The sequence below is a fragment of the Thermobifida sp. genome (genome assembly GCF_017577275.1).
GTDB classification, from domain to species: Bacteria; Actinomycetota; Actinomycetes; order Streptosporangiales; family Streptosporangiaceae; genus Thermobifida; species Thermobifida fusca.
In genome coordinates, this window is the sequence record NZ_PITY01000020.1 from 334,883 (window position 1) to 347,680 (window position 12,798).

Annotated in this window: 8 protein-coding genes; 2 read left to right on the top strand and 6 right to left on the bottom strand. The window is 67.7% G+C overall.

Annotation, left to right across the window (positions count from 1 at the left end; genetic code table 11):
- Positions 1–87: 87 nt before the first annotated feature.
- The gene (gene gatB, locus CW348_RS06535; protein WP_011291056.1) at positions 88–1,641 is read right to left on the bottom strand and encodes an Asp-tRNA(Asn)/Glu-tRNA(Gln) amidotransferase subunit GatB; all 1,554 of its coding nucleotides are present in this window, start codon (positions 1,639–1,641) and stop codon (positions 88–90) included.
- Between the two features lie 361 nt (positions 1,642–2,002).
- Here gatB and CW348_RS06540 point away from each other — a divergent pair, with 361 nt between their 5' ends.
- Positions 2,003–3,169, top strand: coding sequence for a thioester domain-containing protein (locus CW348_RS06540; protein WP_011291055.1), 1,167 nt, complete (start codon positions 2,003–2,005; stop codon positions 3,167–3,169).
- A gap of 592 nt (positions 3,170–3,761) precedes the next feature.
- Positions 3,762–4,967, top strand: coding sequence for a thioester domain-containing protein (locus CW348_RS06545; RefSeq protein WP_016188268.1), 1,206 nt, complete (start codon positions 3,762–3,764; stop codon positions 4,965–4,967).
- Between the two features lie 158 nt (positions 4,968–5,125).
- On the opposite strand, the gene gatA is transcribed toward CW348_RS06545, so the two are convergent.
- The 5 genes from gatA to CW348_RS06570 form a co-directional block, all read right to left on the bottom strand.
- The gene (gene gatA, locus CW348_RS06550) at positions 5,126–6,622 is read right to left on the bottom strand and encodes an Asp-tRNA(Asn)/Glu-tRNA(Gln) amidotransferase subunit GatA (RefSeq protein WP_011291053.1); all 1,497 of its coding nucleotides are present in this window, start codon (positions 6,620–6,622) and stop codon (positions 5,126–5,128) included.
- Positions 6,619–6,918: an Asp-tRNA(Asn)/Glu-tRNA(Gln) amidotransferase subunit GatC gene (gene gatC / locus CW348_RS06555; RefSeq protein ID WP_011291052.1), complete on the bottom strand. Its 300-nt coding sequence runs from the start codon at positions 6,916–6,918 to the stop codon at positions 6,619–6,621. The genes gatA and gatC overlap by 4 nt, the downstream gene beginning before the upstream one ends.
- Positions 6,919–6,960: 42 nt before the next feature.
- Positions 6,961–9,063, bottom strand: coding sequence for a bifunctional diguanylate cyclase/phosphodiesterase (locus tag CW348_RS06560; protein WP_104612516.1), 2,103 nt, complete (start codon positions 9,061–9,063; stop codon positions 6,961–6,963).
- A gap of 334 nt (positions 9,064–9,397) precedes the next feature.
- Entirely contained in the window at positions 9,398–11,593 is a 2,196-nt protein-coding gene (gene ligA, locus CW348_RS06565; RefSeq protein ID WP_061783757.1) for an NAD-dependent DNA ligase LigA, read from the bottom strand.
- A 16-nt stretch (positions 11,594–11,609) separates the two neighbouring features.
- Positions 11,610–12,638, bottom strand: coding sequence for a methionine synthase (locus CW348_RS06570; RefSeq protein WP_016188264.1), 1,029 nt, complete (start codon positions 12,636–12,638; stop codon positions 11,610–11,612).
- Positions 12,639–12,798: the final 160 nt, after the last annotated feature.

Here is a 12,798-nt window from a genome sequence, read left to right on the forward strand (position 1 = left end):
TAGCGAGAATATGTGACATGTTGATCACTCTCGGTGATCAACATGTCTGTCATCCCCGGTGGAGGCCCGTGCCGTAGCACTCCTCCGTCAGCCCGAGACCCCCAGCCGCTCCAGGATGAGCTGCCGTGCCCGTCCCGCGTCCGCCTGGCCCTTGGTCTCCCGCATGACCGCACCGACCAGGGCGCCCACCGCGGCGATCTTGCCGTTGCGGACCTTCTCGGCGGCGTCCGCGTTGTTCGCGATCGCCTGGTCGACGATCGCGCCCAGGGCAGCGTCGTCGCTGACCACCCGCAGCCCGCGGGCTTCCACCACCTCGTCCGGCTCGCCTTCTCCTGCGAGCACCCCGTCGACCACCTGCCGGGCCAGCTTGTTGGTGAGCGACCCCTCGGCAACCAGCTCCACGACCCGGGCGACCTGGGCCGGGGTGATCGGCAGCTCGCTCAGCTCCACACCGGTCTCCGTGGCCCGCCGCGACAGGTCGTTCAACCACCACTTGCGCGCCTCAGCCGGGGGAGCGCCCGCGGCAACAGTCTGCTCGACCAGGTCGACCGCGTTCGCATTGACGAGGTCCTGCAGCTCCTTGTCGGTCAGGTTCCATTCGGCCTTGAGCCGGCGCCGCTTCGCGGAAGGCAGTTCCGGCAGGGTGGCGCGGAGCTGCTCCACCCATTCGCGGTCGGGCGCGACCGGCACCAGGTCAGGGTCGGGGAAGTAGCGGTAGTCCTGCGCCTCCTCCTTGCTGCGCCCCGCCACAGTGGTTCCCGTGCTCTCCTGGAAGTGCCGGGTCTCCTGCACGACGCGGCCGCCCGCGGACAGGACCCCGCCCTGCCGTTCGATCTCGTGGCGGACCGCCCGCTCGATCGAACGCAGCGAGTTGACGTTCTTCGTCTCAGTCCGGGTGCCCCACTCCGTGCTCCCGCGCGGCTTCAGCGAAACGTTGACGTCGCAGCGGAGCGAACCCTCCTCCATGCGCACGTCGGAGATCCCCAGGGCGCGGATCAGGTCACGCAGCTCCCGTACATAGGCGCGGGCCACCTGGGGAGCCCACTCCCCGGCGTCCTCGATCGGCTTGGTGACGATCTCCAGCAGCGGAATCCCCGCGCGGTTGTAGTCGACGGTGGAGTACTCGGCGCCGTGGATCCGGCCGTCAGCCCCGCCCACGTGCGACGTCTTACCGGTGTCCTCCTCCATGTGGACGCGCTCGATACCGATCCGGAACTCGCGCGGCCCTTCCGGGGTGTCCACCGTGACGTCGAGGTACCCGTCGTAGCAGAGCGGCTCGTCGTACTGCGAGATCTGGTAGTTCTTCGGCATGTCCGGATAGAAGTAGTTCTTCCGGGCAAACCGGCACCACTCGGCGATAGAGCAGTTCAGCGCAAGACCGAGCCGGATCGCGCTCTCCACTGCCGCGCTGTTGACCACCGGCAGCGCACCCGGCAGCGCCAGGCACACCGGGCACACCTGGGTGTTCGGTTCGGCGCCGAAAGTAGTGGCGCAGGAGCAGAACATCTTCGAGCGGGTACCCAGCTCGACGTGGGTCTCCAATCCCAGTACCGGCTCGTACCCGCGCAGTACCTCGTCGTAGGGCATCAGCGCCGTAGCACCGCCCTTGGCGGAGTGGTCACTCGTCACCGCGCTACCCATCGCCGCACAACCCGCTTCCGTTGTTTTTCGTTTCGAACCGTTCCCGTCCGGTGCTGCCCCACCGAACAGGTCACTTGTCGTTGAGCACCTCGTGGCCCGCCGTCCGGGCAGCGCACCGACGGGCACCTTCCGAGCCTACCGAGGGCCGAACACAGGGATGACTTTTTAGGGCCGCATCGGCGAAGGCTTCTGGGATATTACGGGAAGCGTACGATTGTTCAGCGGTTTCGCCGGGACCGCCAGCGGGTCCCGCCCCAGAGGTTAGGCTTTCCTTCGACCGTTCCGACCCCGCGCCAGCCAGCCCTGAGCTCGCGCCGGGAGCCACTTCCCCGCCACCCGCTGTTTTCGCCTGGAAGACATCGTGCCGAGTCTGCTGTCCCGCGTGCGATCCGGACTGTGCGCCGCCACCGCAGCCATCCTCCTCGCCTGCTGGGGGCCTTCGCTTCCCGCGGCCGCGGAGTCCACGTCTATTGCACGTGTCGACCGCAACGGGACCCCTGGCGAGAACGTCCACTTCACCAACGGGGAATCCGCCACCACCACGCTGTTCGAACTCCGAGTGGACGACGACACGACGGTGGCCGCCTACTGCGTGGACGTCAGCCGCAACGTCGACTACACGGCTGCCTACACCATGGCGGAGTGGCCGCAGCTTCCGGGGGCCGCCCACGCCGGCAAGATCGTCTGGATCGTGCGCAACTCCTACCCTGTGCTGCCGTTGGAGGAAGTGGCGGAGCACAGCGGCATCGACGGGCTGAGCGCCGAACAGGCGATCGCGGGCACCCAGGCGGCGATCTGGCACTTCAGCAACGGCATCCAGTTGCGTCCGCCTGGTTTCGGGGACTCCGGTGCCGCACACGTGCACGCGCTCTACCGGTACCTGCTGGACCATGCGACTCCCGTAGCCGAACCCGACGCCCCGCTAGGGCTCGTCCCGACCGAGGTCGTCGGGGAGACGTCGTCCTCGCTGGGCCCGCTGACCGTGCACACCACGGGTGACGCACCGGTACGGCTGACCGTGAACGGGATTGGAGAAGCCGCGCTGGTCGACGCCGACGGCTCCCCGGTCTTTGAAGCCCGTGACGGCGATGAAATCCTCCTCGCGCTCCCCGCAGACGTCGAGGAGGGCACGGCCACCGTGTATGCGCGCACCGACCAGGCAGAAATCCTGCCCGGCCTGGTCTACACGGGTAAGGACGGGGTGCAGACCCAGCCTTTGGTCGTCGCTGATACGGCGACCATTGCCCTGACTGTCGCGGCGCGCGTGAGCTGGAACGCGCCTGATTCCGCCGCCTCCGCGTCTCCTTCCGGATCGCCCTCGGATGCCCCCGCCCCCGAGCAGTCCGCCTCAGCGCCTGCCCCTACGCCGCCTGCTGAGCCTGCCGCGCCGATCGTCGCCGAGGACAAGCGCATCGAAGCGGACCTGCCCCTCACCGGCACCTGGCTGGGTGCTGTCCTGGCCGGCGCGCTGGCACTGCTGGGCCTCGGCGCAGTACTGATCCTGGTGACCTGGCGTAGGCGGCGCTGACGTTTCCCGCACGTGAGACGGCACACACAGTGAGGTGACCGAGACCGACCAGAGCTTTCCGCTTTCCCCAGAAAAATCATCAACTTTAGGTAATCCGGACACCTGTTCTGCGCGTCCTCTTCCCCTGGAGACTATCCGGCATCATAAAAATTGATGACCCACGCCGGAGATGTCCGGTTCATTACTCCTATTACCGCAGGTCGCCGCGGGAAAAGAAAAACCCGCGGAAGTTTGTGTGCATATATCACCTCATGGTTGATACCTCAAGAACCAAAAGCACTTCCGGGGTTTTCTCCTACCGTAGAAAGATCGGATAAAGACGGCTATTATCTGCCGTGCGGTGATACCCACCGCCCCGCGGCTTTGGTGCCGGTGGTCTGGTGAGCGGCCTGACGCCACACGTCCACTCTCTGCTGCGACCGGGCACCCGCATCGAAGCACCAACGATCGAGTTGCTTTCCTCAAACGCGGTCCCCGTGCGACCCCTGGCCGCACGCGGCGTCCCGCACGGTCGGATCGCCTGTCCACCCCCTCAACAACTCTGGGATACGACTTGTTGACCACAGACTCTTCCTCCCGTACACCCCGCGGTGTGCGGCGCGCGCTGGTCACTGTCGCCGGTACGGCGACCGCCGCGTTCCTCGCCTTCGGCATGTCGGCCGCACCCGCGTTCGCTGACCACTACTCCGGTGGTGCCGACGCCCAGTACACGGGCAACGTCGCGAGCGGTCACACCCTGTCGTTCGACCGCGGTTCGGTCGGCACCGTCCTCTTCCAGCTGACCCTCAGCGACGGCACCAAGATCCCCGCCTACTGCATCGACTTCGAGACCCCCATCCGGTCCAAGGCGAAGTACGAGGAGGGGGACTGGAGCGAATACCCCGGTGAGGGCGAGTTCGCCAACTCCCAGCCGGGCAAGGTCCTCTGGATCCTCCAGAACTCCTACCCCGAGCTCTCCGCGGACCAGCTCAGCGAGCGGACCGGGATCAAGGACCTCACCGCCAAGGACGCCCTCTCCGCCACCCAGGCCGCGATCTGGCACTTCAGCAACGGTGTCAACCTGAAGGAGAAGGGCACCCCGAAGAAGGTCTGGAAGCTCTACAACTACCTCATCGAGAACGCCACCGAGATCCAGCAGGCTCCGGCCTCGCTGACCATCAGCCCCAACGAGGCTTCGGGTGAGTCCGGCGGCCTTATCGGTGAGTTCACGGTCTCCACCACCGCCAGCTCGGTGCCGCTGACCCTGAACGGCCCGGAGGGCGTCCAGACCGTTGACCTCGAGGGCAACCCGGTCACCGAGGTCGGCAACGAGGACAAGTTCAGCGTGCTGGTGCCGGAAGGCACTGCGGACGGCGAGGCCACCGTCAGCGCTTCCGTCTCCGCGACCGTGGAGATCGGCCGCCTGTTCAAGGGCCTGCAGGGCGACCCGCCCACCCAGACCCTGATCACCGCAGACAAGGCCGAGACCACCGCCAGCGCTGAGGTCAAGGTCACCTGGACCGCTCCCGCCCCCTCGGACGACGAGACCCCGGGCGATGACGAGACCCCGGGTGACGACGAGACCCCGGGCGATGACGAGACCCCGGGTGACGACGAGACCCCGACCCCGGGCGACGACGAGACCCCGCCTGCCACGGAGTCGCCGAAGCCCACTCCTCCGGCTGACGACAAGCCCGGCCTGCCCGTGACCGGTGCTGCGCTCGGCGGTCTGATCGCCGCTGCGGTCGTCGCCGTCGGCGGTGGCGGTGCCGCAATGTACCTGGCCCGCAAGCGCAAGAGCAACGCTGACGACGCCTGATCCGTCTCCGCTCTGCTGAGAGACGCTACCTGACGCGAAGGCCCCTGCCGCAGCCGCGGCGGGGGCCTTCCTCCTGTGTGCGGGGTGCCGTGCCCCGCACACAACACACAGCGCCTCCGGGAGGCTCCCGGAGGCGCTGCAGCGGCTTCAGGACGTGTTTAGACCGCGTAGGCGCACTGCGACAGCAGGTCGCCGCCCCACTTGTCCCGCAAGGCCGCCTCCACGGCCGCACCCGCCTGGTAGGCGCGGTCGTCGGCCAGCGTCGGCGCCATGATGTGCAGGCCCACCGGCATGTTGTCTTCCGGAGCGAGCCCGCACGGCACCGACAGCGCAGCGTTCCCCGCCAGGTTCGTCGGGATCGTGCACAGGTCGGCCAGGTACATCGCCATCGGATCGTCGATGCGCTCGCCCAGCCGGAACGCCGTAGTCGGCGTCGTCGGCGAAACCAGCACGTCAGCCTGCTGGAACGCGGCTTCAAAGTCCCGTTTGATGAGTGTGCGCACCTTCTGCGCCGACCCGTAGTAGGCGTCGTAGTAGCCGCTCGACAGCGCGTAGGTGCCCAGGATGATGCGGCGCTTCACCTCGGGACCGAACCCTTGGGCGCGGGTCAGCGCCATCACCTCGTCGGCGCTCCGCGTCCCGTCGTCGCCGACCCGCAGGCCGTAGCGCATGGCGTCGAAGCGGGCCAGGTTGGACGAGCACTCGCTGGGCGCGATGAGGTAGTACGCCGCGAGCGCGGCGGTGAAGCTCGGGCAGGACACTTCGACGATCTTGGCGCCCAGCGACTCGAAGAGCTCCACAGCCTCGGTGAAACGCTGCATCACACCCGGCTGGTAGCCCTCGCCGGACAGCTCCTTGACCACGCCGATGCGCATTCCGGAAACGTCGGCGCGTCGGGCCGCTTCCACCACCGGAGGCACCGGCTCGTTCACCGACGTAGAGTCGCGCGGGTCGTGCCCGGAGAACGCCTCGTGCAGCAGAGCCGCGTCCAGGACATTGCGGGCGATCGGCCCGGGCGTGTCGAGCGAGGACGCGAAAGCGATCAGACCGTAGCGCGACGACGTGCCATAGGTGGGTTTGGCGCCGACGAGGCCGCACACAGCCGCGGGCTGCCGGATGGAGCCGCCGGTGTCGGTTCCGGTCGCCAGCGGGGCTTCGAAAGCGGCTACTGCGGCAGAGGAGCCTCCGGACGACCCGCCGGGCACCCGGTCGGTGTCCCACGGGTTGCGGGTGGGACCGTAGGCGGAGTTCTCCGTCGAGGACCCCATGGCGAACTCGTCCAGGTTGGTCTTGCCGAGAATGACGAGCCCGGCGTCCCGGAGACGTTCCGTGACCGTGGCGTCGTAGGGCGACTGCCAGCCCTCGAGGATCTTCGACGCCGCGGTGGTAGGCATGTCCTTGGTGGTGAACACGTCCTTGTGCGCCACGGGCACCCCGGCCAGCGGACCGAGTTTCTCCCCTGCGGCGCGCCGGGCGTCCACCGCGCGGGCCTGTTCCAGCGCTTTGTCGGCGGCGACGTGGAGGAACGCGTGGATCTGGCCGTCGACTTCCGCGATCCGGTCCAAGTAGGCCTGGGTGGCTTCGACCGCGGAGGTCTCCCCTGAAGCGATGGCCGCGCCGAGTTCAGCAGCGCTCAGCTTGAGCAGCTCGGTCATCCTTCCTCCCCCAGGATCTGCGGGACCCGGAACCGGCCGTCCTCCACCGCTGGAGCCTCCGCCAGCGCCTGGTCGGGGGTGAGGCCGGGCTTGACCTCGTCAGGACGGTAGACGTTGGTCAACGGCAGAGCGTGCGAGGTCGGTGGGATGTCGCCCTTGGCGACCTCCTGCACCTTGGCCACAGCGGAAATGATCACATCAAGCTGGGCAGCGAGCTGGTCGAGCTCGTCCTCGGGCAGCGCCAGCCGCGCCAACCGGGCGAGGTGCGCGACCTCATCACGGGTGATGGCGGACATGGATTGCAAACCGTTCCTTCGGCAGATTCGGACAGGTCAATCCTATGGCTGCTGCGGGGTGGTCGGTGGTCTTATTCCGCTGTGCGGCCAGGATGTCCCGGTGCTGCTCGCCGACGGCGAGATCGCCAAGTCACCATGCTCCAGCAGCCATCCGGTGACCGCACCCGCATCCAGCGGCGGGGTGAAGTACCGGCCCTGGGCCGCATAGCAGCCGAGGGCGCGGACCGCTTCGACCTGCTCCGCATTCTCCACCCCTTCGGCGATAGCCCGCAGTCCCAGCGTGTTCATCAGGTCCACAGCGGCTTCTACGACCACCTTGCTGTCGGAATCATCGATCACGTGGCGGACGAACGACCCGTCCACCTTGACTTCCCCGACGGGCAGGCCGTTGAGGCGGGCCAAGGTGAAATAGCCGGTGCCGAAGTCGTCCAACGCGACCGTGACTCCCAGCTCCGCAAGGGACATGATGGCGGGAATGATCGCTTCCGCGTCCGAGACCAGGGCGCGTTCGCTGATCTCCAGCCGCAGGGCCTTCGGCTGGAGCCGGTACCGCCGCAGCCCGGATTCGATGCTCTCCGGCAGGGTCGGGTCCAGCAGCTCCCGGGCAGACAGGTTGATCGCCACGGGCAGGGTGATGCCCTCGCTCCACCAGCGGGCAGCCTGCGCGCACGTCTGCTCGATGACCTCGTGGGTGAAGCTCCGCATCAGATAGGACTGTTCCACCATGGGGACGAACTCCTCCGGCGGGAGGATCCCCCTCCGGCGGTGCCGCCAGCGCACCAAGGCTTCCAGCGCGACCACGCGCTCATCGGCCAGCGCGACGATCGGCTGGTAGAACATCTCCAGCTCGTTTTCGATGAGGGCGCGGCGCAGTTCCCCGAACAGGCTCAACCGGGCCGCGGAGTTCCGGTCCTTGTGCGGAGCGTACAGCTCCACCCCGGTGCGCTGTTCCTTGGCCACGTACATGGCCACGTCGGCGCGCTGCATCAGCAGTTCGAAGTCGGGGGCGTGGTCGGGGTAGAGCGCGATGCCGATGCTGGCTTCCAGGTCGAAGTCCATCCCGTCCAGGCGCAGGGGTTCCGCCAAAGCGACCCGCAGCCGCGCCGCGACTTCGCGGGCCGAAGCCGCGTCCCGCACCTGGGGCAGCAGCACCGCGAACTCGTCCCCGCCGAGCCGGGCCACCAGGTCTCCGGGGCGCACGCTGTGGGTGAGGCGGTAGGCGACGGTCTGCAGCAGCCGGTCGCCGGTGGGGTGGCCCAGGGTGTCGTTGACTTCTTTGAAACGGTCGAGGTCCAGCAGGAGGAGTCCGACGCACTGCCGGCGCTCCTGGGCTTCGCTGAGCGCCTCCTGGGTGCGCAGAATCAGCAGCTTGCGGTTGGCCAGGCCGGTGAGTTCGTCGTGGTTGGCCTGGTATTCGCGCTTCACCGACAGGGAGGCGCTGCTGTACAGCGCGGCAAGCGGGAAGAAGAACAGCGGCACCAGCCAGATCGAGTGCGCCATGGCGATGACGACGAGCGGCGCCAAGCTGAGGAGGACCCCGGCGACGAAGAGGCGGTAGCCGAGGTCCTTCATCAGCACCCGGTGCAGCGGGATGCGCTCGTGCATGGCGACCGCGCACTCGACCAGCAGCAGGTTGGTGACGAAATAGGCGCCCGCGGCCAGGACGACCATCACCAGCCCCGACCCCTGCGGCACCCACGGCACGAGGGGGGTGCGGGGGTAGGCCAGTTGGATGACAGCGTCCGCGACCCCGAAGCTCAGCGTGTACTGGGCGATGTTGAACGCGATGCGGTGCGGCTCCTGTCCGCGCGTGACCCCTGCCAGGAGGGAGCCCACGGCCTGGACCAGCCCGGCGATCGGCAGGCCGTGGTAGATGACGAGGGCGAAGGAGAACGGCAGGGACGTAGGGGCGTTCCCGCCCGTGGGCCGCTGCGCGGCGATAGGACGCAACTCTCCGATGATCACCATGCACAGCAGGACCCACACGAGCGGCTCGGTAGCGAACACCTGGAGTCGGTCAGCCCCCAGCCAGATCAGGGACACGACGAGGAGAACGCAACCGGCCACCGTGGTACTGGCGAAGTACAGCCACAGCGGCGTCCCGACCCGGGGGCCGACATCCCGGGTGCTGGTGGGATCTTTCATGACGTCCTCGGGATGGTTCGTGGAACGCGCGGACGGCCGAATTCCCCTCCGCCCTTCGCGCCCCGCACGGGTTCTGACACGACGGTTTTCCGGACATGTCCGGACCCGGAAAACGGTCGCGAACGGCTTGGACCGCTGCTGGTCAGCTTACGCCGTTTCGTCACCAAGTGTCGCTGATTGCAGACTTTCAGTAAACCGATGGTTGTGGCGGGTGTCCCTTTCCGCTTCAAACGACACCGCAGCGGTGACCTTTCGATCGCGTATCGTATTACTCCCCTAGCAGACTGACATCAGGTCCTGGTGGTGATCAGACCGACTTTTTGGCCGGGAATGCTCAGCTCAGGACGGATTCATCCTCGGAGAGACGGGCTGCCCTGGCCGCTTCCGGACCTTGAGTGAGCAACACCTCGAACCCTGCCTCGTCAAGGATCGGCACCCCCAGCTTCACAGCTTTGTCGTACTTCGAACCGGGGTTTGCTCCGACCACGACGAAGTCAGTCTTCCTGGACACCGACCCGGTGACCCTGCCACCGAGCTTCTGCACCGCCTCCTTCGCTCCGTCCCGGCTGTACTTCTCCAGTGTGCCGGTGATCACCGTGGTAATGCCGTCCAGCAGGCGGGGACCATCGTCGGCGCCCTCCTCCTCCATGCGGACCCCTGCGGCCCGCCACTTCTCCACGATCTCACGGTGCCAGTCCACGGAGAACCAGTCGACGATGGACCGGGCAATGGTCGGACCGATCCCCTCGACTGCCTCCAGCTCCTCCTCACTGGCCTGAGCAATAGCATCCAAGGAGCGGAAGTGGCGGGCAAGGTCCTCGGCAGCGCGCGGGCCCACATGCCGGATGGACAGGGCGACCAGCACGCGCCACAGCGGACGCTTCTTCGCTTCCTCCAGCTGCTGGAACAGCTTCTCGACGATCTTCTTCGGCTCGCCCTTCTGGTTAGCGAAGAAGCTCACCACCTTGGGTTTGCCGGTCTTCGGGTCGATCTTCGGCTCGGCGGTGTCCGGGTCGAGGACAAGCGTGCGGATCGGCAGCAACTGCTCAACCGTCAGGTTGAACAGGTCGCCTTCGTCCCGCAGCGGCGGTTCGGCCGGCTCCAACGGCTGGGTGAGGGCGGTGGCCGCCACGTAGCCCAGGGCTTCAATGTCGAGGGCTTTGCGTCCGGCGATGAACGCGAGCCGCTCCCGCAACTGCCCTTTGCAGTAGCGGGTGTTGGGGCAGCGCAGGTCGACGTCGCCTTCCTTCTGCTGGCCGAGCGGGCTGCCGCACTCGGGGCACTCGGTGGGCATCACGAACGGCCGCTCGGTGCCGGTGCGCTTCTCCACCACCGGGCCCACGACCTCCGGGATGATGTCCCCGGCTTTGCGGACCACCACGGTGTCGCCGATCAGCACGCCTTTGCGGGCCACTTCCTGGGCGTTGTGCAGGGTGGCGAACTCGACTTCGGATCCGGCGACCTTCACCGGCTCCAGCACCGCATAGGGGGTCACCCGCCCGGTGCGGCCCACACTGGTTTTGATGTCGAGCAGCTTGGTGGTCACTTCCTCGGGCGGGTACTTGTAGGCGATCGCCCACCGCGGGGCCCGGCTGGTGGAGCCGAGGCGGCGCTGCAGGGAGACATCGTCGACTTTGACGACGACCCCGTCGATCTCGTATTCGGGGTCGTGGCGGTGCTCCGCGTAGTAGGCGATATATTCGCGCACCTCGTCCAGGGTGGAGACCACCCGGACCCGGTCGCTGACCGGCAGTCCCCATGCGGCCAGCAGCTCGTAGGACTGCGACTGGTGGGTGATGGTCACCCCGCGGTGCGCGCCGATCCCGTGCACCAGCATGCTCAACGGCCGGGACGCGGTGACCCGCGGGTCCTTCTGCCGCAGGGACCCGGCCGCGGCGTTGCGGGGGTTGGCGAACGGGGGCTTGCCTTCGTCAGCGAGCCGGGAGTTGAGCTGTTCGAATGCCTTGACCGGCAGGAACACTTCACCGCGCACCTCAAGCAGTTCGGGCGCGGGATAGCGGGACTCGTCCAGGCGGAGCGGCACCGTGTCGATGGTGCGGATGTTGAGGGTGATGTCCTCCCCGATCCGGCCGTCTCCCCGGGTGGCGGCACGCACCAGGCGCCCCTTCTCATACACCAAGGCCACGGCGAGACCGTCGATTTTGAGCTCGCACAGGAACGCGTCAACCGGGACTTCCGCGCTGACCCGGTGCGCCCACGCCTCCAACTGCGCGTCGCTGAACGCGTTGTCGAGGCTCTGCATCCGCTCCAGGTGCTCTACGGGAGCGAACTCGTTGCTGATGGGCGCGCCCACCTTCTGGGTGGGCGAATCAGGGGTCACCAGGGACGGGTACTGGGCTTCCAGGTCCCGCAGCTCCGCCATCAACTGGTCGTACTCGGCATCGGAGATGATCGGCGAGCCGAGGTAGTAGCGGTAGCTGTAGTCGTCGAGATCCTGGCTCAGCCGGGCGTGCCTTTCCCGCACGTCAGCGGGGACGTCGTCAGAGAAGGTCGGGTCTGGTGCGCTCACGCACGCGTCCTTTCGTTCACTGCCGGGGCCGTGGTTCCTCACGCAGCACCCGAGCGGCCTCGCGGCACAGGTCGAGTGCGGCTCGGGCATGCCGGGGGGATGCTCCGGCAAGCCCGCACACGGGGGTGATGACCACGTCACGGGTCGCGTGTTCGGGGTCGAAACCGATGCGGTGCCACAGTTCACGTACTGGTTCGACCGTATCGACCGGGGGTGACATCCGGCTGTCGACCGCGGGTACTACGCCGAGGAGGAGTCCCACCCCGGACTCCACTGCCGTGCCGATGGCCTCATCGGATTCGCGGGTGAGCCGGGTGGCGTCGAGGCTGAGGGCGCGGGCCCCGCACCGGCGCAGCAGGTCGACGGGGACTCGGGGGGCGCAGCAGTGCACGAGGGGATACCCTCCGGCGGTGTCGATCGCGGAGAACAGGGCGCGCAGCCGCTCTTCCACGAGGACTCGGTCCACGGCGCGCAGCCGCCCGTATCCGCTCGCGGTGGGTACTGAGCCGGTGAGCACGGCGGGCAGCGACGGTTCGTCGACCTGGACCAGGATTGTCGCTTCAGGGACCCGTTTGCGCACTTCGGCAAGGTGGGCGAGCAGTCCTTCGCGGAAGGATTCGCACAGGTCCGCGACTGCTCCGAGGTCGGCGATCATCTTCTCGCCGTTGCGGAGCTCTACCGAGGCCGCCATGGTCCACGGCCCGGTCGCCTGGATTTTCAGCGGACCCGTATAGCCGGAGGTGTGCTCTTCGAGGGCGTCGAGGTCCCAGGAGAGGAAGCTGCGGGCCCGTGTCAGGTCGCGGCCTGCCCGCTGGGTGACCCGCCACCCTGAGGGCTGCACCTCGATCGGCAGTTCCACCAGCAGGGCCCCGGTGCGGCCGATCATGTCGGCTCCCGGGCCGCGTCCCGGGAGTTCCGGGAGGTGCGGCAGGTGGGGAAGCTCCCCGAGGATGGTGCGGATGGCTTCGCCCGGATCGGTGCCGGGCCAGGATCCGATACCGGTGTAGGCCCCCGGTTGCCAGGGATGGCGCTGCTCCTCATTCACGAGGCATCAGAGTAGACGACTCGCTTCCCCGCACTGGGAATCTTCCCGACCGTGCGGGGTTCCGCGTGGTCTACGGCTGTGGCGGTGCGGTAGTGCACCGCTCGCAGGCGTGCGGTCTGCCCAGGCCCTGGGGCCGCGCAGCCGCGGCACGGTCGCCGCG

Coding starts and splice junctions, on each gene's coding strand:
- gatC (WP_011291052.1), bottom strand. CDS start 6,918: ATGTCCGCCATCACCCGTGATGAGGTCGCGCACCTCGCCCGGTTGGCG.
- gatB (WP_011291056.1), bottom strand. CDS start 1,641: ATGGGTAGCGCGGTGACGAGTGACCACTCCGCCAAGGGCGGTGCTACG.
- CW348_RS06560 (WP_104612516.1), bottom strand. CDS start 9,063: ATGAAAGATCCCACCAGCACCCGGGATGTCGGCCCCCGGGTCGGGACG.
- gatA (WP_011291053.1), bottom strand. CDS start 6,622: ATGACCGAGCTGCTCAAGCTGAGCGCTGCTGAACTCGGCGCGGCCATC.